Raw genomic sequence first — 19,523 nt, forward strand, 5'->3', positions numbered from 1 at the left:
AGGAAGGGGGAGGGTGAGGTCAGGAGGTCACTTCGGCGGCTTCTGCGCGCAGAACCCGTCGATGCACTCGTCGGTCGGGTTGCAGCAGTCGGCCTTCGTCGTGCACGCGTTGCCCGTCTCGGAGCAGGAGCCTGGCGGCGGGGGCTCGCCGCAGACGTACGCGCCGCTCGCCGGGTCCTTGATGCACTGGCCGCCGCAGCAATCGGCGCCCGTCACGCAGCCCTCGCCCTGCTCCTTGCAAGGCTCCTTCGCCATGTACGCGTTTTCGGAGAGGCCGCAGCCCTCCTGGCCGCGCATGTAGAAGGGCGGGTGCGAGGGATCGGCCGCCGTCGGCGGGTCGTCGATCGCCGTCATCCAGAGCTGCTGACGGTTCGTGCTGACGAGCGTGTTGCCGTAGTCGCGGCGCGAGATGAAGACGAGCCAGTAATAACCGCCCGCGCGCTGAGGCGCGAAGACGGGGTTGAAGCTCTTGTTGTCGCTGGAGGCGATCGCGAGCTTCTTCACGTCGGTGCCGTCGGGCTTGGTGAGCCAGAGGTCGCCGTTGCCCGTCGAGCGCGAGCCCGACGTGGGACGGCCGTACGCGATGTACTGGCTGTCGGACGTGAAGCTCGGGTACGCCGGGCGGCCCGGCGCGCCAGCCTGCGGGACGATCGGATGAACGTTCGACACGGTGACGCCGTCGGCCGCGACGTCGCCCGTGGCGAGATACCCGCCCGACGCGTCGAAGATCCAGCCGCCGCCGGTGAGGCCGCAGATGGCCGCGAGCTTCGTGCCGTCGGGCGACCACGCGGGCTCGCCGCAGCCGTTGCCCATGGCGTTGCTGTTGAGCACGGCGCCGCCCGCCGCGCTGACGATGCGCAGGATGGAGTTCGGCGGGCTCGAGGCCGCGTCGTTGCTGACGAGGATCTTGTCGCTCGTGTGGTTGAAGGCGCTGAAGGTGCCGCCGAGGCCGGAGCCGGGCGGGATCGCGCCGTATTGCGCAGGGGCCTGCGTGAGGTCGACCGTGATCTGCGGGAAGGGCGTGCCCGTGTCGAGCGTGGCCATCATGGTCTTGCCGTCACGGCTGACCGTGTGGCAGCCCCAGCAGCCGCCGGGGTTGAAGAACTCCTCGGGCGTGGCGGAGTCGGGCTTGATCTTGAGGATGCGGCCGTTCGAGTTGCCGCCGCAGTTGCCGGGCAGCTCCCAGTAATACACGGCGCCGCGGACGCGGCCCTGCGCGACGTGCCAGGTCTGGCTCGTGGGCGCATACGCGCCGCCGCCGGGCGCGAGGCGCGAGAGCTGCACCATGACCGGGTCGCTCTGCGCGCCCGTGCCGGAGGCGCCGATGTACTCCCAGTCTTTCTGGTCCATCAGATACCGAGCCGGCGCGCCGGCCTGGAAGTACGCGACGTACTCCATGTGCTTCTCGGTGATCTTGAGGCGGTAGGTCTCGGTGCCGCCGACGCCGTTCCACTGCATCTCGGGCGCGAGGACGCCGAGCGGGAAGACGGTGTCGTGGTACGGATAGACGATCTGGACGCCCGGGTCGGGGCCGATGGGGTTGTCGAAGGCCGCCTGTTGCGCGGGATCGAGGCCCGCCCCGTTGACGGTCTTCTTGACGTTGACCGTGACGTTGGTGTTCGCCTCGGCGTTGTTGAGCTTCGCCGTGAGGACGCCGGTGCCGCCGACGTTGCCCGTGGGCGCGAAGGTCGCGCCCGTCATGTCGCCGATGTCCGGCCGCTCGTAGACCCACGAGACGAGGTTCGTCACGTCCTGGCCGGCCTGGGTCTTCACGGTGAAGACCTGCGTCGGCTTGTTGAGGTCCACGACGCTCAGCGTGGGGTTCAGCGGCGTGATGATGAGCTGCTGGACGTTCGGGTCGGCGCCACTGCCGCCCTGTCCGCAGTTGAACAGGCAGCCGCCCTCGCCGCCCTGTCCACCCGAGCTGGTGTTGCTGCTGCTCCAATCGCCGGCGTCGCCGCCGTCACCGCCCGAGCTGTTCGAGCTGTTGGCGCTGCAGCCATAGGCGAACATCGCCACGCCGAGCGCGCTCACGATACCAAGAAATGCGAAGCGTCTGCGCATGCCCCTCTCCAACGTGTGGTGTCGCCGACCGTACCTGGCGGGCGAGAGGGCAGAAGGATACCACTGAGCGGAGAGGCTCTACAGGGCGAAGTGGCAACTTTCCAACGGGATTGCCCGACGCGTCAGGCTTTTCGATCTGCGCGGGAACGTGGAGTGCCGGGCAGGAGGCGGAGGATCAGCGGCGGGACGGCCTGCGGCGAAGCGCGAAGGCGGCGCCGAGGATCAGGGCGGCGAGGGGCGCGCCCGAGGCGGGGGCCGGGGCGTCGGCGACGCGGCAGCCGCAGCCGCCTTGCTTGGGGGGCTCGGAGGGAGGCGCCTCGGTGGGCGTCTCGCCGGTGGCCGCGGGCTCGGAGGGCGTCTCGGCGGCGGCAGCGGGCGCGCCCTCGCCGTCCTTTTTCTCGGCCGCGGCGTCGTCCTTCTTCTCCTCGGCGGGCTTCTTCTTCTTTTCGCCGGCGAAGACGATGGCGCGGCGGTCGACGATGGGGTTGTCGCCCTTGAGGATCAGCTTGATGGTCTGGCCCATCTGGGCGCCGTCGGTCTGGCGGGTGATCTTGAGATCGTATTCGCCGGCCTCGAAGCCCTTGTCACGACGGATCACGAAGTCGAACTTCGTGATGTTGAAGACCTTGCCGCTCGCGTCGGAGAAGCCGACGTCCATGCTCTCGTTGATGCTCGGCTGGCCCTTCAGCGGGAGCCTCGTGAGGATGGGGCGCTCGGGCGACTGGTCCGTGAGCGAGCGCTCGTAGAGCACGACGGGCGTGAAGCTGAAGATCATCGGGATGTACGAGATGTCCGGCTTCGCCCCGTAGTTGATCGTGAAGTTCAGCTTCCACTTGCCGTTGACCTCCTCGGGCTCCCGCGTGGCGAGGGTGACGGTGCCGGCGGCGCGCGCGTCGGTCGGCGCGAAGAGCACGAACGCGAGCGCGAGGGCGGCGAAGAGCGCGCGGAGGAGGGCCGCGCGACGCGGCGGTGGCTGCTGGATATGCGCTGATTTCATGGCGGAAAACCTATCAGGTTCGAGAGGTCACGGGAACCAGAGGAGCTTGTCCTCGGCGCTCTTGTAACAATCGGCCTGGGCCTGCTCCTCGTTGTCGCCGCAGCCGCCGCCGAGGCAGCTCGCGATGTCGTGGAGCGCGGCGGCGTTGTACCGCGTCGTGAACATGGCCTGCTGCGCGGGCTCGAGGCGCTTCATCGCGGCCTTGCACTCGGCGAACTCGACCTTCTCGCAGCGCGTGGCGCGGTTGCAGCGGGCGTCGATGACCTCGTCGACGCCGGGGCCACTCATCGGGAGGTCGACGAGGGCCTTGTCGTTGCACTCGGAGAGGAGGAGCGCGCGATCGGCGGCGGCGGGATCGCCGGCGGCCTTGGCCTCCTCGACGCGGTCGAAGTAGCACTTCGTCATGCCGCGGATGTACGCCGGGGAGGCCTTGGGGGAGGCGCCGCGGCACTCGGTCATGCGATCCCAGGCGCCGCCCGGGCCCTCGGACTTGGCGAGGGCATCGCACCACGCGGCCTGCGCGGTCGTGACGTCGGGGCGGTCGGGGAAGTTCGCGTTTCCGCCGCACGCGACGATGGCCAAGCCGGTGACGAGCAGGGCCACGGCGCGGTGCGCCGCGCGCAAGCGATCCTTGGGAGGGGAAGGGACGTCGTGCATGACGCGACGGTACCACGCACGCGCCGGAAGGGACGAGTTCGTCTGCTCGGGCGACCGCGGTTCGGCCGTCAGCCGCCGCCGCGGATGCGCGCGAGGACGGCGCGCGCGGTCGTCGAGAGGCCCTCGGGATGCAGCGCTGCTTCCATCACACGCTGCTTGTGCGCGACCTCGAACGCCTCGGCGCGGCCGGCGTCGTCGAGGTCGTGAAAGGCCGGGTGGGTGCGGACCTCGCCGAGCGCGCCGCGCGCCCGGTAGGCGGAGGCGAGGGCCTCGATCAGCGCGTCGCGGTCGTCGCCCGGGTTGCCGCTCATCGGAGCTCCACGGAGAGGTCGACGTGGTGTTTCTCCAGGCACTCGGCGAGCATTTTTCGCGCGCGGGTGAAGTTCTGGAGGAAGGTGTTGATGCGCATCCCGAGGCGCTCGGCGAGCGTCTCGTCAGGCTCCGTCCCGCCGCTCGCGAGCCGGGCCGCGAGGACCTCGGCAGGTTTGTCGGGGAGCTTTTCGTGGCAATCGGCGATGAGCTTGCGGAGGAGCGGATCGGGGGCGCGGGGCTCGACGGGGTCGATGTGCGCCTCGTCGAGGTCGTCGGTCTCCACGGGCGCGAGCCGGGCGCGGCGGAGGTCGTCGATGCAGAGGTTTCGGCCGATGCGGATGGCGAGGCGGAGGAGGCTGTTCGGGCGGCCGTCGGGCGCGTGGCGAGGCGCGACCTGCCAGACGCGGAGGAGCGTCTCCTGGAGGACGGCCTCGGTGTCGACGCGGGTCGCGTAGGGGCGGAGGCTCGCGCGGACGCGGCCCTCGGCGCCGGCGAGGAAGCGCCCGAAGGCGTCGGCGTCGCCGGCGGCGATGGCAGGGAGGAGGGCGTCGAGGTCGAGCATCACGCGGGGGCGATCGTGGAGACGGGCGCGGGCAGGAGGCCCTGTCTGCCCGGCGCGGCGGGCGGCGCGGCGGGCTCGCGCAAGGCGTAGAGCAAGCCGGCGAGGAGCGCGAGCAAAACGAGCACGAGGAGGACGAGGGCCCGGCGCGAGGCGTGCTTCTTCGGCGCGGCGAGATCCGCATCCACGGAGAGGGACGGCACCGGCATGAGGGGGCTCTGCGGGGACGGCGGGGTCGCCCGGGGCGCGGCCGACGGCGCCGGAGGAAGTCCGCGGGGCGCGGCCGACGGCGCCGCGATCGCGCTCGGCTTCACGAGCGGGCCTGCGGTTGCAGTGCGCTCCGCCATGGGCGTCGTCTTGCCGAGCCGCGCTTTGAGGTCGATCTTGGGCTTGGACGCGGCTTGCTTGGGGCCCGCGACGGGCGCTTGCGCCGGGCGGAGGCCGAGGCCCTCCGCGGACATGCCGTGCGGCAGCTCGTGCGGCATGCGTTCGCGGAACCGCGCGTCGTCGGGGTCGACCGTCACGTCTTGCGAGACCGCGAGCCACGAGGTGAGGCGCGTGGCGATCTTGTAATCGAGACCGATCTGCTCGATGGCTGCGTCGATCGTGTGTCGAGCGCCGCCCCGGGCGAGCGCGAGCTCGAGGTCCTCGACCTTCTCGCGGCCGAAGAGCGCCGTCGCCGGGCCGTCCTCGTCTCCGTCGATCGCGGGGACGTCGAGGCGCTTTTCCCAGGTGCCGTCCCGCGTTTGTCCACGGACGAGGAGGCTGCCGCCCTCGGGGCGGAGCGCGAGCGCGACGAGGACGGGCGCGGCCGCGAAGAGGTCGGGGAGGCGCAGAGGCGCGTGCTCGACGAGCGCAGAGCCCGAGATGTCGAGGTTCACGAGCACCGGCGCGGTCGTCCGCGCGACGAGGCGCGCGGCGGCCCGCTCCGGGTCCTCGCCGAGGCCGAGGACGACTTCGAGGCCGCGGCCGGCGCGCGCGGCCGGCGCGGTGAGGGATCGGTTCACGGCCGAGCCCACGCCCACGGTGTGCAGGCGCGACGAGGCCGGCAGGTTGTCGAAGATCGCCCGGAGCACCTCGGTCTCGAAGCCGATGTGACCGTCGGTTACGAGCACGACCTGGCGCTGCGCGTCGGGCCGGAGCGTGTGCAGCGCTTCGAGGATGCCCGCGCGCATCTCGGTGCTGCCGGAGGCGCGGAGCGCGCGCAGCCAGGCGAGCGCCTCGCGCTTGGCCGAGGTCGTGGCCCGGACGGGCTGGTTTTGCCAGCGGCGCGGCGCGCTCGAGAACTCGATGAGCTCGAGCTGATCATCGTCGCGCAGGGTGTCGATGAGGGCGGAGACGACGCGCCGTGCTTGATCGAGCGGCTCGCCGTCCATCGATCCGCTCGTGTCGAGGAGGACCACGAGATCCCGCGGCATGGGGCGAAGCGCGGGCGATGCGGCGGGCGGGACGATGGTGAGAAGGCCGTGGGCCGTTTGCGCGAGATCGCCCGGCCGGCGCGAGGTGTCGAGCGAGAGCCCGACCTTCGGCGTGGCGACGGGGATGCGCACGACGAGGTCGCGATCGAGCCGCACGCCGGCGCGCGCGCGGAGGTTCACGACGAGGCCCTGCTTCGGATCGCCGCTGATGTCGAGGGCATGCGAGGGCGACTCGGGGGTCTTTCCCTCGGCGAGTTTGTCGTGGACGAGAAGCGTGAGGCCGAGGCGCGCGGGCAGCGGGCCGTCGGCGACGTCTTGCGTGAGGCGCGCGGCGTCGGGGACGCGGCCTTCCTCGCCGAGGAAGCGGGGCGCGACGACGGTGGGGAAGCGCCACTCCCACGCGCCCTCGTCGAGCCAGGCGAGGCGCTGATCGATCACGATCTCAGCGACGATCTCGGCGCCCGGCGGGATGTTGCCGATCTCCTGCGTGAAGAGGCTCGACCGGTCCTGTTCGAGCAGCGCGGCGCTCTTGCCCTCGACGAGGGCTTGCTCGTAGCGCGCGCGGGCGTCGTCGCGGCCGCGGATCTCGCCGACGATGCGCTGATCGCCGATGCGGAAGGAGAAGGCGCTGACGGCGCCGTCGGCCGGGAGCGGGAGGCTGTAGGTGACCGCGAGGGGGATGTCGTGCGGGTTGGCGAAGCGCTGCTCGAGGAGGACGCGCGCGACGCCGCCTTTGGCGTCGGCCTGGAGGGTCGCGCCGCGGAGAGGCAGGACGCGGCCGTCGGTCGCGACGAGGCGGGCGCCGTTCGTGGGCGCGGCGGGGACGAGGTTCGGGGACGAGGGGGTCGTGCGGGGGAAGAGTGCCAGGGTCATCGGTGCCTCCGCCCGACCAACGAGAGGGGCCGCAGGCTGGTGACAAAAAATCGTACGGGCTCTCGAGCGAGGTGACCAGACGGGACAGAGGGGGCGCCGGGGCAGGTGGCGAGGCCGTCGGGAACGGATCCGTTGGCCGTCAAAGCAATGGCGATTCGTGAAGGATGTCCGTGCGTTCTCCATAATGGGCGGCGCAATCTTTACGCTTGCCTTTCTCACCTATGTCTCCGAAGGTGATGAACGAGCGTCTGCCGCCATGACGAACACCCCGGAGACCATCTCCGCAGCGCGAACCGTGAGCGGCTGCGACGTGAACGAGCCTCCAGATCCGGGCCTGCTCATGTTCGGGCGTGGCATGAGCCGCGCGAAGCACGTGAAGGTCACCGATCTGCTCGATCCGCGGCGTTTGGGGGCCGAGCTGCGGGCGCCTGATCTGGCGAGGGGCCCGCCGTCCGAGCGCGCGGAGCCATAGCCGGGGCAGCGCAGAGCCGCCGCCGCGTCCATTTCGTGTCGTCTTCACGGATCGGGCGCCGGCGGCGATCGGCGTTCCGCGCGCCTCGTCCTTTGGGATTCGCGTCGTCGCCACGAGCGCCGGGATCTCGGTCGGCACGGAGCGCCTGATTTCGTTCGGCGCGCCGGCGAGGGCTGGATCCACGGGCCTTCGTGCGTGCGCCGCGACGCCGCTCGTCCGCGATTTCGATCCTGGAGGGGACGATGAGGTTTTCGTACATTCTCACGCGCTCCGAGCTCGTGCTTTTCGTGAAGCTCGGGCTGTTCGTGTCTTGCGTCGTCGGATTGCGGTCGCTCCTCCAGGTCCTGGGCCCGGAGGGCGACGACGATACGCCGGACGAATGATTCCCATCAGGCGTGGCGCGCGCGTCGTGCCGCGCCCGAGCGTCGCCATTTCATCTCGTGCCCCGGGAGGTCCACGCCCATGTACCCCACTGCTCCGAACCTCGTGATCACGACCCAGAACGCAGAGCGCCTTCGCCTGGTCGTCGAGCTGCATCTCGAAGGCGCCACGCGCGCCGCCGCAGAGGCGCTCGACACGGAGATCGCGCGCGCCCGCCTCGTCGCGCCGGCCGCCGTGCCGGGCGACGTGGTGACGATGAACAGCCTGGTGCTTTATCTGGACGAGGTGACGCAGAAGCGCCGCGAGGTGGTGATCACGTATCCACGGGACGCGCGCGTCGAGGAAGGGCGCGTGTCCATTCTTTCGCCCATTGGAACGGCGCTGCTCGGGCTCTCCGTGGGCCAGGGCATCACGTGGCCGATGCCCGCGGCGGGTTCCAGGCGGCTGCGCGTGCTCGCCGTCCCCTATCAGCCCGAGGCCGCGGGGAATTTCCAGCTCTGACGCGCGGGTCTTTGGGCTCGTCCGGCGGCTTTCGTGGCAGAAGCCTTGCTTGCGAGCGACGTGGAACGGAGGGTGTCATGGCAAGCGAGCTCGGGGGGATGCGGGTGGCGATTCTCGTGGAGAATGGCTTCGAGCAGAGTGAGCTGATGGAGCCGAGGCGAGCGCTCGATTCGGCAGGCGCGCAGACGGCGATCGTGTCGCCGGTGAGCGGGCAGGTGCGGGGCTGGAAATCCGGCCAATGGGGAGATTCGATCAACGTGGACGTGCCGCTCGCGCACGCGCGGCCCGAGAATTTCGACGCGCTCCTCCTGCCGGGCGGCGTGATCAATCCGGACAAGCTGCGGATGAACCGAGCGGCCGTCCAGTTCGTGCGCGCGTTCTTCGACGCCGGAAAGCCGCTCGCGGCCATTTGCCACGGGCCCTGGATGCTGGTGGAGGCCGACGTGGTGCGGGGTCGTCAGGTGACGTCGTGGCCGTCCGTGCGAACGGACCTCGTGAATGCGGGCGCGACGTGGGTCGATCGGGAAGTGGTGAACGACAATCAGATCGTGACGAGCCGGAAGCCGGACGACATTCCCGCCTTCAACAACGCGATGATCGCGCTCTTCGCGAAGACCCGGATCGGGGTGAGGGCGGCGTAGCGTCCGAGCGACCGTACGTCGGGGCAAGCCCTCACGGGCTCGAACAGATCGCCACGTCGTGGCGCCCGGCCTCCCGCACGATCGCCGCGCCGGGGGACGGAAAACGCACGCCGAGCGTCGCATTTTTCTGACGCAATCGGACTTCGAGCCCCTCCAAGCAGACCCGGCCGGCCGAGACGGCGACGAGGGCCGTGGCGCCGAGGCTCGAAGCGTCACGATCGGGGCTCGGCGGGTCGAACTGGACGTCGACGAGGACGTCGGCGAGGAGGCGGTAGGCGTCGGGGTCCGGGCGGCACGTCGGGGAGGCGTCGAGGTTCGTGAGGCTGCCGGCGACGTGGACGGGGCCGACGGTGGCGCGGGCGAGGTCGAGGTCGGCGAGGAGGATGTCGCCGGAGGTGCCGGAGACGGCGCTCAAGGCGAGCCGAGGGGACGCGGCGTCGCCCCCGCGGCGGCGCGCGAGGCCCATGCGGAGGCGGGTGGCGTCGAGGACGCGGTCGATCTGCACGAGGCGGCGGAGGAGGCCGCCGCGGAGGAGGGAGAGGTCGCCGTTCGCGGCTTCGAGCGCGAGGAGGTCGCCGTGGCCGAGGTCGGCGGCGACCGTGAAGATGCCGTGGTGGCGGAGGGCGACGGGGTCCTTGCTCGTCGGGGCGCCCGGGAGGCCGAGGTCGAAGCGGAGCTCGGTCGTGCGGAGGAAGAGGCCGACGGGCGAGGCGTCGGGCGCGAGGAGGACGGGGACGAAGGCGCCCTCGACGCGGGGAGAGGGAGGGGCCTTGAAGGTGGCGCGGCGCGGGGGGCGCGGGTCGAAGGGGAGGGCGACGTCGACGTCGAAGTTGCCGGCGCGGACGACGCCGACGGCGACGCCGGGCGGAAGGAGAAGCGAGGCGGGGAGGGGCGCCGGGCCGGCGTCGGTTTTGCCCGCGTCGCGCGGCGCGGGGGCGCTAGGGCGTTCGATGCGGCAGCGGAGGGGGAGGGAGCCGAGGCGCTTGACGGGCGGCTCGGCCGCGGGGGCGATGTCGGGAGGTGGAGGCGGCGGGGCCGCGGGCGGGGGGCTTCCCCAGCCGAGGCGGACGATGCCGTCGCCGAGGGCGCAGCCGAGCTCGGAGCAGCCCTGGATGAAGCTCGCGTCGTAGGCGGCGTTGAGCTCGCCGACGGGGGGCGGGGCGACGGGGCGGAAGGTGCGGCCGCCGTCGGTGGTCTCGTGGTAGGTGGCGGCGCCGTCGGCCTCGGCGCCGCGCGCGAGGGCGAAGGGGCCGCCGCGGATGAGCTCGACGACGCCGGGCGGGAGCGGGTGGACCTCGACGCGGCCGTCGGGCTGGATGTGGACGCCGGCGAAGCGGCCGCCGAGGCGCGTGGAGACGGGGAGCAAACGCTCGGAGCGGCCCTGGGGGATGGGCTCGGGGCGCTCGGCGTCTTCGGCGGACTCGCCTTCGGGCGGCAGGACGATCCAGCCGTGGATGGAGCCGTCTTTTTCGTCGAGCCAGAAATCACGGTCGATCGAGCGGTAGGGCGGCTCCTCCATGGGCGTGAGGACGGCCGGGAAGGCGGCGCCGCCGAGGGCCGGATCCTCGGGGTCGACGCGGATGACGCGGACGCCTTCGGGCGCGGGTTCGGAGGCGGGTTTCGTGTCCTTGCTGCGGAGGACGAGGGCCGTGGCTGTACCGCCATCGCCGGGGAGGAACCGGTACAGATGGGTCGCGTCGTCGCCGGTGAGGCGTCGCTCGGTCCAGGCGCCGTCGGCGCCGCGGACACAGACGTAGGCGTCGTCGGCGGAGGTCGGGTCGAGCGGCTCGGGCGGGTCGGCGGGGGGCGTCTCGACTTCGGTGGGCCCGAAGAGCTTCGGCTGGCCGTCGTTGACGGGCGGGGCGCCGCGGAAATCGGCGACCGTGGGGACGAGCGCGCCACATCGTCCGGTGAACGCGAAGCGCTGGCCGAGGCCCGCGAGGAAGGTGGAGGGCTCGGGGAAGGTGGCTTCGAGGCGCGGCGCGGAGGGGTCGTCCTGGAGGGCGAGGACGTGGGCGCCGTGGGGGTGGGTGCAGGCGAGCAGGACGTCGGCGCCGCGGGGGATGGGCTGGCAGTGCGCGAAGGGCTCGGCGACGCCGGTCAGGAGGGCGTCGTCGAGGGCCTGGCCGGTGGTGAGGGCGAGGACGCGGACGGATTGCTCGCGGGTGACGAGGGCGCGTCCGCCCGGAAGGCGGGCCCCGGCAAAGACGGCGCTCGCGAGCTCGGAAGGGGCGAGGTTGCGGCTCGGGGAAGGTGTTTCTTCCGTGGCGGAGAGCATCGTGCCCCAGCCGAGGTCATTCGGCGGGTCCGGGGTGATGGGGACGAGGCCTTTGGCAGGGTCGAAGGCGACCGTAGGTTGGCGGCTGCTGTTGAGCAGGAGGAGCCTGTCCGATGCGCCCTCGTCGAAGCCGTAGGTGCGCACGCCGCGCTCGGCGGTGAGGTCGCGGAAGGTCTTGCCGCCGTCGGTCGTGATCTCGGTGCGGCCGAAGGCGTCGAGGCGGACGCCATGTTTGCCGTCGAGGGAGACGGCCTCGGAGAAGCGCGCGAGGTCGGTGCGGCGGAGGGCGGGGCTCGGGGCGCGGGGGTCGAGCTCGAGCAGGCCGAGATCGGTGTGCAGGACGAGGGTGTCGAGCCAGGGGCTCGCAGACACGGCCGCGATCTGGGCGATGGGGCGGAGCTCGCCGAGGAAGGTGTCGGCGCGGTAGGTGCGCGCCTCCGACCAGAAGACGTAGCCGCCGCCGAGGCGCGCCGGCAAGGAGCGGAAGCCGAACAGCATCTCGGGGCCACGTGCCTCGGCAACGACGAGGCCGCCCTCGAGGAGGAGGCGGTTGCCCGAGGCGACGGCAGGCTCGCGGCGCGGCAAGGCGGAGGCGCGGCCGGCCTGGTCGAAGGAGACGCCGACGCCCTCGGCGAGGATGTACCGGGCCGGGCCGAGGAGGGGCTCGGGCGCGGCAGCGGGGGTTGGGCGCAGCGGCGAGGGCGGCGGGGCAGCGGCGTCCGGGCGCGCGGGCTTCGCGGAGCAGGCGGCGAACGAGGCGGCGAGGGCGACGAGGGCGATGGGCGCGGCCCCGGGGAAGGCGCGTTTCTTCATCGGACGATGCCTTCGCAGGTGAGCGGCTGGCGGACCTCGGCGCCGAAGCCGAGGACGACGAGCGTGCCCTTGCCGGGCCCCTTGCCGTCGAAGCGGGCGATGAGCTTGCGGACCGTGCCCGGCGGGTCGTAGTAGCCGATCTCGGTCTCGTGGCGCTCGTCGCGGACCGCGAGCTCGACGGCTTCGAGGCAGACGCGGGACGGCGACCAGCGCAGGACGGCGAACCCCGCCGATCCGCTCGCCACGATGCCGAGGAGCGTGCCCTGCGCGAGGCCGATCTCCGTGTCGAAGGGCAGGACCACGCGGGCGTCGTCGGGCTGGGGCGCGCAGCGAGGATCCGAGCCGGCGGCGAGGCCTTCGAGGGACGCGAGGCGTTTCTCCGGGCCGAGGGTGCCCCGATCCGGGTCGAGCGGCGCGAGCACGGCCTCGCCGCCCGCGTCCACGGCGACGACGACCGGGTCCTGCCCGCGCAGGCCGGCGGCGAGGTCGAAGCGGCTCGCGCCCTCGGGCGGGTGAAGCTGCCCGAGCTCGCGTCGTACGCCCGAGACGACGCCGCGGCCGGGCGTGGGCGCCCCGCGCGGCAGCTCCACGGCGGAGACGGCCTGCCCCTCGCCCGTCCCGCTCACGAGCAGGGCGCGGCTGCCGTGCACGACGCCCACCGTGGGATCATCGATGCACCCGCCGATGGGGAGGGTCAGGCCGGCCTCGTCGACGAGCGGAGCGGCGCAGCGGCCCATGCCCGAGGTCGCCACGGCCCGCACCTTCGCGCCGTCGAGCACGTAGCCGAGGCGGATCTCGTACGGGTGGAACGGCGTCGGACCAAGGCGCGAGAGCGGGATCGTGGCGCGGGTGATCGGCGCGGCGAGGTCGAGCAGGGGCACGTAGGCGATCTCGGCGTCGCCCGTCGTACCCGCGGGCTGCGGGCCGTTCCAGGGGATGAACATCCCGCCCGTGAAGCCGATGCGGCCGGGCGCCATGCGCGCGATCGGGGTCTTCGTGTAGCCGAGGCCAAACGATTCGGGGATGCGCTTGCCTTCCCCCGGCCCGGCGTACCGGCAGGCGAGGCGCACGAGCGGGGGCGCGGGGATCGGGCGCTGGTACTCGGGGTTCTCCTTGGGCGGGGCCGTGTCCTTGGCCTCCGGCGCGGACCCGTCGTTCCAGCCGATCCGCACGAACGTGCCGACCTGGCAGCCGACCTCGCTGCACGACATGGGCTCGGAGATGCTGCCGCTCGGCGGGGGCGCGACGAGGCGGAAGCTCCGGCCGTAGTCCGTGGTCTCGAAGAGGCGATCGGCCTCGGTGCGGACGAGGCCGAAGCGGCCCGCGGTCGCGATGCTGACGGTCTGCGCCGGGAGGGGATGCTGCCGCGGGCGGCCCTCGGGGTCGATGGTCACGGCCGCGAGGTTCGACGCGCTGTGCGCCGAGGGCAGCCAGCCCTCGATGGTGCCGTCGGGCGTGACGTGGAGGTCGCGCTGGAGCAGCCCGTTCATCTCGGCGCCGTAGGTGGTGATGTCGAGCGGCGGCTCGTTGCGGGCCACGCGCACCACGCGGAGGGCGCCGCGCACGGTGACGCGGGGCGCGGCGTGGAGGACCGTGCCGGGGATGGCCACGAGGGCCACGGCGGCGCCCTCGGCGCGCGGGATCCAGGCGACGACGTCGCTCGCGTCGGCCGGCGCGAGCCTGTGCTCGACCCACACGCCCGGGCCCTTGCGCACGCAGAAGACCGGGCTCCTCTGGTTCGAGGCGTTCGTGGGCGAGGCCGAGGCGACGACGTCGGCGGGCGAGCCCGGCGCGGGCCCTTCGCACGGGCCGATGAAGCCGAGCGCCTCGCCGTCCGCGACCACGAAGCGATCCCAGATCGGCGCGTCCGGCAGGTCGAACGTTCGCTCCAGGCGCCCGCCGTTCTCCAGGTCGAGCACCGTGGCGCGGTTCTTCGACTCGCAGACGAGCAGCGGGCCGTCCTTCACGCGGAGCGCCTCGCACGTGTCGTCGGACGTCTCGAGCGCGAGGAGCGCGGTCGCCCGGCCCGTGCGCAGGTCGACCCGCGCGACGGCGCCCTCCGTGACCGCGAGGGCGTCCCCTTCGCGCCAGCGCAGGCCGTACGCGGCCGCCCCGACGAGGGGCGACACGGCGGAATCCTCGGGCCATTGATCGTCGAGGTCGGGCGGCATCTCGTGGCGCTTCGGGCCCTGCGGAGGTCGATCCGACACGATGGAGCCACGCGCGTCGACGAGCCGGCTCTCCTCGCCCCGGAGGAGGACGTGCAGATCCTCGCCGCGGACCTCGATCTCCGTCGCGTCGGGAAGCTCCGCCGACACGTCGCGGAAGGTCGCGCCGCCGTCCGTCGTGAGGCGCGCGTGGCCGAACACGGTCAGCACGAGCGCGCGGCGCGCGTCGGCCGCGAGCCCGGTGGCAAACCCGGGCAGGTCGAGCCTCCGCGGCGCGCCTCCCGCGGGCGACACCACGAACACGCCGGCCTCCGTCACGAGCCCGACGCCGTCGACCCAATCGAACGCGCTTTCCACGGTCGCCGGCAGCTTCCCGAGGGGTCGGGCCTCGCCGAGCCACGTGGCCGCGCCAAACACCTCGCGCTCCCGCCACAGCACGTACCGCGCGGGCGCGGCCGGCCCGGCGCTCCACGGCGGGGCCGCCGCTGCCCCATCGAAATCGCTCGTGTCCTCGGCCCGCGCGATCACGTCGGCGCCGCGCGATTCCACCCGGCGGCCTCCAGCGAGCGACCGATCGACCCCGCCCTCGGTCCGCTCGATCCACGCCGCCCCGTCCGGCACGACCCAGCGCGGCGGGCCCAGCGTCGACGCCCGCGGCGCTGCTTTCTCCGCCGTGCGCGCCGTCCCCGCGGGCGGAGGCGTGATCGGCTCGGGACGCGCCCCCGTGCAGCTCGCCGCGGCCACGAGCAGCGCGCAGGCCGACGTGAGGGCGGCGCGCTTCATCGGGCTCGCTCCTCCGGCGCCGGTTCGAGCTTGCAGGCGAGCTCTTGCCGCAGCCCGCCCGCCTGGAGCATGGCGCCGCGGCGCTTGCCGCCCGAAGCTTCCCAGCGCACGACCAGGTTCCCCTCGCTGCGCGTGCCGTCGTCGGGCCGGCGCTCCGCCCCGACGTCGAGCGCCTCCACGCACACACGCTCCTCCGTCCAGCGCACGAGGGCCGCGCCCGACGCGCGCAGGGTCACGCCCGGCAGCGCGCGCGTGTCGAGCCCGAGCCACGCCGAGGGCTCCATCGGCACGAGCGCGCGAAAGCCCGTGGCCTTCTTGCAGCGCGGATCGTCGGCCGGCGTCGCGGTCGACCACGGCGCGAGCGGCTTCCGCGGCCGCGGGCTCAGCGTCGCCGGATCGAGCTCCGCGACCGCGACCACGCGCGGCGGGCTCCCGTCCCAGAGCAAGAGCCCGATCGCCCCGTCGTCCCGCCGCGCCAGCGTGAGCGGCCTTCGCGCGCCCGTGTCGCGCTCCTGGCCCACGAAGACGGGCGGTCGCAGCGGCGCCTGCCCGTGGTCCTCGATCGTCATGCGCCGGCGCATGTCGCCCAGCACGAGCGCGCGCTCCGGCCCGAGCAAGAGCCCGCCACCCGACCCGCCCTCGCTCGTCGCGTAGCGCCGCGGCTCGAAGAGCGGCAGCATGGTCACCCGCTCGTTCGTCGCCACGAGCTCGTGCTTGTCCGTCACGAACAGCAGCCCGATCTCCCCCTTCGGCGTGAGCAGCGGCGTCACCACCACGCGCCGCGCGTCCTCCAGGTCGGCCCCCGTCGCGTCGATCCGGAGCGGCGACGCGGAAAGCTCGAACGGCGCCCGCATCAGGAGCGAGTGCGTGCGCAGCGCCAGGCCACTCGCCTTCCGCGGCGGCGTCTTCGCCGCCGTCGACGGTACGACATTGCCGAGCTGCGCGGCCTGCGCGCCCTTCACCATCGCCTGGAGCGCGTCCTTCGGGATCTGCGCGAGCACCTCCGGCGGTAGCATCTGCGCGAGCTCGGGCGGGATCCCCGCGATCCCCGCTTCCTCCCCGGGCGCGTTCTCCACTTCGCGCACGAGCGTGACCACGTCGCCGAGACCCGTTTGCCACGACAATCGGCCCTTGTCCGGCACGATCGCCGCCTCCGGCACGAGCTCCGGCTTGCCGGTCGGCGTGCACGTGAGGCGCAGCGGCGCCTTCGGCTCCGGCTCCTCGAAGGGTTTGGCCGGGTACACCACGGGCGCCGCGCCCGTCGAACCCCAGCCGAGGCGCGTCATGGGGCCGATCACGCACCCGAGCGGCGAGCAAAACCCGCCGAAGGCCGCGGGAGGCAGCGGCGATCGCCCCGCCGCGCGGAAGCTCCGGCCGTGATCGATCGTCTCGTACAGATCGCCGTCCCGCGTGAGCGCCACGCCGAAGTCGCCGGTCACGATCATGCCGAGGACCCGCGGCGGCGTGGGGAACGTCGTCACCCGCCCGCGCGGATCCACGACGACACCGGCATACACGCCGCCCACCTCGCCCCCGTTCGGCGACACCACCCAGCCCTCGACCGAGCCGTCCTCGCGCGCCTGGAACCGCCGCTCCACGAGCGGCCCGAGCGGCCCGCGCATGCCGCCCGCGTACATGCCGTACGGATTGAACGACGGGCGCGAGAACACCATCCCGGAGACATCGGCCGGCACCCGCACGATCCGCACGCCGCCCTGCACGACCACGCTCGGCGTGTCGTTTTTCCCCTCGGGCAAACCCTCCGCGCGGGGATCGACGACCAGCGCCACCGCCGTCCCGTCCCGCCGCGGCGCCCAGCCGTACACCTCCTGCCCGGGCGAGAGCTCGATCGCGTGCTCGACCCAGTCGTCCGGCCCTCGCCGCACGCAGATCCGCGTCGCCGGCCGGATCTCGCTGCCGAGGTCCATCCGCGTCGGATCGTTCGGATCGAGCAGCCGCGGCGTGAACTTGCACGACCCCACGAACGCGAGCGCGCCCGCGTCGTCGGACACGAAGTAGCCGTCGTCGCTGAAGGCACGCTCGACCACGGGCGGGAACGCCCCGTCCCGCAGGCTCATCACGTACGAGCTCGTGTCCTGGTACATCTCCCAGCCGCACACGACGAGCGGCGCCTCGGGTCCCGCCACCGCCCCGCACATCAGCCCCGGCTGCGGAAAATCCGTCACGGCGCGCAGGAGCGAGGCCCGGGCGAGATCCACCTCCGCCACGGCCGACGGCGTCATCGCGAGCGCCCGCCCCGCCGCGGTCCTCGCCCCGCCGAGCACCGCGGCCTGGATCGGCGGCGTATCCCGCCAGATCCACCAAGCGTTCCGATCGTCCGCCCTCGAACCGGGCAGGATCGGCTCGAACCCGCGCCCATGCGACGATCCGTGCTGCGTCCCCTCCATCGGCCCGAGCCGCCCGTCCGCGCCGAGGGGGAACCGCCCCATCCACGTATCCACGGCGAGCGCGCCCGGCTGCACCAGGAACGTCTTGCTCCCGAGCCCCGCGACGCCGGACGCGTCGTTCCACGTCGCCCCCCCGTCCCCCGTCGAGGCGAGCCTACCGAGGTAGTCGACGCGCATCGCGCGCTTGCCGTCGAGCGCCGCGAAATCCGCGAGCCCCGCCTCGCTCGGCGCTTCGAGCTCGTCGCGGTCCTTCCGCAGCGCCGCCGTCCCCGCCTCGCCGAACACGACCACCGCGTCGAGCCCGCTCCGCGCCCCGCGCACCGCCCCGATCCCGAGCGCCCCGGCGACCGTGACCGGCCGCAGCGGCCCCGTGAACGTGTCCGACCGGAACACACGCCCGCGGCTCCAGTGGACGAACCCGCCGCCGAGGTGCGGCGCGACCACGAGCGACCCGACGAGCGGATCACTCTTCAGCGCCAGATCGACGTCCCACGCCGCCCCGAGCACCTCGCCGGTCTCCGGCGCGAGCTCGAACCGCACGCCCGCCGAGACCAGCCGATCCCGATCCGCCTCGTGCGACACCCAGAACGCGTCGTCGACCGCCGTATGAAACAGCCGCGCCCCGCCGAGCAGCGGCGCGTCGAGCCCGAGGGACGGCGCTCGTTCGGGCTCGCTCGTCGCGTGCGCCGGCGCAGGCGCGGGGCGCGTGCAGGCCCCGAGCGCGAGGGCCGCGGCGAGGAGAGACGGTCGGTCGAGTCGTCCCAGCATCGGGAAAGCGCGCCGACGGTAGCGAAAGCGGCGCCTGGGTCCTAGGGGTTTTTGCTACCTCGCCCCGCGCCCGAGCGGCACGTGCGCCTGCGAATACGTGCGCTTCTCGCGCACCTTGCCCCCCTCGAAATGCAGCACGTCGAGCCCCTGCCAGGCGAAGACCCGCCCATACACCCCGCGGACCACCAGGTTTCGCACCTCGGCGAGCCCCGGCAGCGCCGCCTGCCCTCCTTCGAGCTCGTGCCGGCAGGTCCACCGCACCATTGCTTTGCCGGCCTCCTCGTCGAGCAGCCGGTCCTCCGTGATGAATGACACCTTGCCGAATTCTCCACGGAATTGCGGCTCGAATGCAGCGCGGATCCGCGCCTTGCCCCGGTGCTCCTTGCCGTCGTACGTCACGTAGAGCGCGTCCTCCACGAATTGCTGCATCACGGCGTCGAGGTCGTTCCGGTTGAACGCGTCGACGAAGTTGTCGACGAGGACGAGCAAATCGTCACGGGAGAGCGCGTGGATCGCCATCGGGCGCGGCATCGTCGCCGCCGCTCGTCCCCTTGTCAACACGCGGAAGGGACGCGGAGGGGCTCGCATCCTCCTTCCCACGAGCGCCCCTCGATGTGGTACGAACGCCCGCGGCGGGTGCGTCCTCGCCAGACGCGTCCGCCATGTACGCCGGCCGCGTCGCCTCCCGATGTTTCGGATGTTCCCATGTGTGGCCGATACACCCTGACCAACGTAGCGCCGAACTTGCTCGGACCGCTCTTCGGGGTCGAGCAGGTTCCGCTCCTTTCGCCGCGCTTCAATGTCTCGCCCACCCAGGACGTGCCCATCGTGCGTGTCCTCGCACCCAGCGCGCCCCGCACGATCGAGCTCGCCCGCTGGGGCCTCGTCCCCTCGTGGGCGAAGGACGTCTCGATCGGCGATCGCATGATCAACGCCCGGGTCGAGACCGCCGCCGAGAAGCCCGCGTACCGGTCGAGCTTCAAGTCGAAGCGCTGCCTCGTCGTCACCGACGGCTTCTACGAGTGGAAGAAGCTCGGCACCGGCAAGAAGCAGCCCTGCCGCATCCACATGCCAGGCGAGACGCCCTTCGCCTTCGCCGGCCTCTGGGCGCGCTGGAAGAACGCCGAGGGCAGCACGCTCGAGACCTTCACCATCCTGACGGCCGAGGCCCGCGCGGCCGTGGCGGACGTCCACGATCGGATGCCCGTCATCCTCGCCCCGGATGCCTACGGACCCTGGCTGGATCCTGACGAGCAACGTGCCGATTTCCTGCAGTCGATCGTCGCCGCGCGCGTCGGCGACGACCTCGTCGTGACGCCCGTCTCCACCCGCGTCAACAACCCCCGCAACGAGGGACCGGAAAACGTGCGTCCCCTTTTCGCGCAGGATTTACCGTGAACCCGCGGCATGCGAGGGTCGCGGACATCAGT

General features: G+C 72.7%; 15 protein-coding genes. 5 read left to right on the forward strand and 10 right to left on the reverse strand.

Annotation, left to right across the window (positions count from 1 at the left end):
- Nucleotides 1-27: 27 nt before the first annotated feature.
- From QHF85_RS16790 to QHF85_RS16815, 6 genes are all read right to left on the reverse strand, one after another.
- Nucleotides 28-2,064: a hypothetical protein gene (locus QHF85_RS16790; RefSeq protein WP_281328205.1), complete on the reverse strand. Its 2,037-nt coding sequence runs from the start codon at nt 2,062-2,064 to the stop codon at nt 28-30.
- 175 nt (nt 2,065-2,239) lie between these two features.
- The gene (locus QHF85_RS16795; protein ID WP_281328206.1) at nt 2,240-3,061 is read right to left on the reverse strand and encodes an MYXO-CTERM sorting domain-containing protein; all 822 of its coding nucleotides are present in this window, start codon (nt 3,059-3,061) and stop codon (nt 2,240-2,242) included.
- A 27-nt stretch (nt 3,062-3,088) separates the two neighbouring features.
- Complete coding sequence (locus tag QHF85_RS16800; RefSeq protein WP_281328207.1) at nt 3,089-3,718, reverse strand: hypothetical protein; 630 nt, start codon at nt 3,716-3,718, stop codon at nt 3,089-3,091.
- A 68-nt stretch (nt 3,719-3,786) separates the two neighbouring features.
- The gene (locus QHF85_RS16805) at nt 3,787-4,029 is read right to left on the reverse strand and encodes a hypothetical protein (RefSeq protein WP_281328208.1); all 243 of its coding nucleotides are present in this window, start codon (nt 4,027-4,029) and stop codon (nt 3,787-3,789) included.
- Entirely contained in the window at nt 4,026-4,592 is a 567-nt protein-coding gene (locus tag QHF85_RS16810; protein ID WP_281328209.1) for an RNA polymerase sigma factor, read from the reverse strand. Before QHF85_RS16810 ends, QHF85_RS16805 begins: the two co-directional genes overlap by 4 nt.
- Nucleotides 4,592-6,880 (reverse strand): VIT and VWA domain-containing protein, encoded by a 2,289-nt coding sequence (locus tag QHF85_RS16815; protein WP_281328210.1) that lies wholly within the window; start codon nt 6,878-6,880, stop codon nt 4,592-4,594. The genes QHF85_RS16810 and QHF85_RS16815 overlap by 1 nt, the downstream gene beginning before the upstream one ends.
- A 256-nt stretch (nt 6,881-7,136) precedes the next feature.
- Here QHF85_RS16815 and QHF85_RS16820 point away from each other — a divergent pair, with 256 nt between their 5' ends.
- The 4 genes from QHF85_RS16820 (at nt 7,137) to QHF85_RS16835 (ending at nt 8,875) form a co-directional block, all read left to right on the forward strand.
- On the forward strand, nt 7,137-7,352 hold the full coding sequence (locus tag QHF85_RS16820; protein ID WP_281328211.1) for a hypothetical protein: 216 nt from the start codon (nt 7,137-7,139) through the stop codon (nt 7,350-7,352).
- Nucleotides 7,353-7,594: 242 nt separating this feature from the next.
- Complete coding sequence (locus QHF85_RS16825; protein ID WP_281328212.1) at nt 7,595-7,735, forward strand: hypothetical protein; 141 nt, start codon at nt 7,595-7,597, stop codon at nt 7,733-7,735.
- A gap of 79 nt (nt 7,736-7,814) precedes the next feature.
- Nucleotides 7,815-8,234, forward strand: a complete 420-nt coding sequence (gene rnk, locus QHF85_RS16830) for a nucleoside diphosphate kinase regulator (protein WP_281328213.1) — start codon at nt 7,815-7,817, stop codon at nt 8,232-8,234.
- 77 nt (nt 8,235-8,311) lie between these two features.
- Nucleotides 8,312-8,875, forward strand: a complete 564-nt coding sequence (locus QHF85_RS16835) for a type 1 glutamine amidotransferase domain-containing protein (RefSeq protein WP_281328214.1) — start codon at nt 8,312-8,314, stop codon at nt 8,873-8,875.
- Between the two features lie 31 nt (nt 8,876-8,906).
- On the opposite strand, the gene QHF85_RS16840 is transcribed toward QHF85_RS16835, so the two are convergent.
- The 4 genes from QHF85_RS16840 to QHF85_RS16855 are packed head-to-tail and all read right to left on the reverse strand — an operon-like array spanning nt 8,907 to nt 18,624.
- Entirely contained in the window at nt 8,907-11,966 is a 3,060-nt protein-coding gene (locus tag QHF85_RS16840) for a hypothetical protein (protein ID WP_281328215.1), read from the reverse strand.
- Entirely contained in the window at nt 11,963-14,917 is a 2,955-nt protein-coding gene (locus tag QHF85_RS16845; protein ID WP_281328216.1) for a hypothetical protein, read from the reverse strand. Before QHF85_RS16845 ends, QHF85_RS16840 begins: the two co-directional genes overlap by 4 nt.
- The gene (locus tag QHF85_RS16850; protein WP_281328217.1) at nt 14,914-18,093 is read right to left on the reverse strand and encodes a hypothetical protein; all 3,180 of its coding nucleotides are present in this window, start codon (nt 18,091-18,093) and stop codon (nt 14,914-14,916) included. Before QHF85_RS16850 ends, QHF85_RS16845 begins: the two co-directional genes overlap by 4 nt.
- Nucleotides 18,094-18,147: 54 nt before the next feature.
- Nucleotides 18,148-18,624, reverse strand: a complete 477-nt coding sequence (locus tag QHF85_RS16855; RefSeq protein ID WP_281328218.1) for a nuclear transport factor 2 family protein — start codon at nt 18,622-18,624, stop codon at nt 18,148-18,150.
- A 174-nt stretch (nt 18,625-18,798) separates the two neighbouring features.
- On the opposite strand from QHF85_RS16855, the gene QHF85_RS16860 reads away from it, so the two are divergent.
- Nucleotides 18,799-19,491, forward strand: a complete 693-nt coding sequence (locus tag QHF85_RS16860; protein ID WP_281328219.1) for an SOS response-associated peptidase — start codon at nt 18,799-18,801, stop codon at nt 19,489-19,491.
- Nucleotides 19,492-19,523 lie beyond the last annotated feature (32 nt).

It is taken from the genome of Polyangium sp. 6x1, assembly GCF_029946515.1.
GTDB lineage: Bacteria > Myxococcota_A > Polyangia > Polyangiales > Polyangiaceae > Polyangium.

What these genes read in the sequence shown, in the direction of transcription:
- QHF85_RS16800 (WP_281328207.1), bottom strand. Translation starts at nt 3,718, where the DNA reads ATGCACGACGTCCCTTCCCCTCCCAAGGATCGCTTGCGCGCGGCGCAC.
- QHF85_RS16795 (WP_281328206.1), bottom strand. Translation starts at nt 3,061, where the DNA reads ATGAAATCAGCGCATATCCAGCAGCCACCGCCGCGTCGCGCGGCCCTC.
- QHF85_RS16820 (WP_281328211.1), top strand. Translation starts at nt 7,137, where the DNA reads ATGACGAACACCCCGGAGACCATCTCCGCAGCGCGAACCGTGAGCGGC.
- QHF85_RS16810 (WP_281328209.1), bottom strand. Translation starts at nt 4,592, where the DNA reads ATGCTCGACCTCGACGCCCTCCTCCCTGCCATCGCCGCCGGCGACGCC.
- QHF85_RS16850 (WP_281328217.1), bottom strand. Translation starts at nt 18,093, where the DNA reads ATGCTGGGACGACTCGACCGACCGTCTCTCCTCGCCGCGGCCCTCGCG.
- QHF85_RS16855 (WP_281328218.1), bottom strand. Translation starts at nt 18,624, where the DNA reads ATGCCGCGCCCGATGGCGATCCACGCGCTCTCCCGTGACGATTTGCTC.
- QHF85_RS16825 (WP_281328212.1), top strand. Translation starts at nt 7,595, where the DNA reads ATGAGGTTTTCGTACATTCTCACGCGCTCCGAGCTCGTGCTTTTCGTG.
- QHF85_RS16790 (WP_281328205.1), bottom strand. Translation starts at nt 2,064, where the DNA reads ATGCGCAGACGCTTCGCATTTCTTGGTATCGTGAGCGCGCTCGGCGTG.
- QHF85_RS16835 (WP_281328214.1), top strand. Translation starts at nt 8,312, where the DNA reads ATGGCAAGCGAGCTCGGGGGGATGCGGGTGGCGATTCTCGTGGAGAAT.
- QHF85_RS16845 (WP_281328216.1), bottom strand. Translation starts at nt 14,917, where the DNA reads ATGAAGCGCGCCGCCCTCACGTCGGCCTGCGCGCTGCTCGTGGCCGCG.
- QHF85_RS16840 (WP_281328215.1), bottom strand. Translation starts at nt 11,966, where the DNA reads ATGAAGAAACGCGCCTTCCCCGGGGCCGCGCCCATCGCCCTCGTCGCC.
- QHF85_RS16860 (WP_281328219.1), top strand. Translation starts at nt 18,799, where the DNA reads ATGTGTGGCCGATACACCCTGACCAACGTAGCGCCGAACTTGCTCGGA.
- QHF85_RS16815 (WP_281328210.1), bottom strand. Translation starts at nt 6,880, where the DNA reads ATGACCCTGGCACTCTTCCCCCGCACGACCCCCTCGTCCCCGAACCTC.
- QHF85_RS16805 (WP_281328208.1), bottom strand. Translation starts at nt 4,029, where the DNA reads ATGAGCGGCAACCCGGGCGACGACCGCGACGCGCTGATCGAGGCCCTC.
- rnk (WP_281328213.1), top strand. Translation starts at nt 7,815, where the DNA reads ATGTACCCCACTGCTCCGAACCTCGTGATCACGACCCAGAACGCAGAG.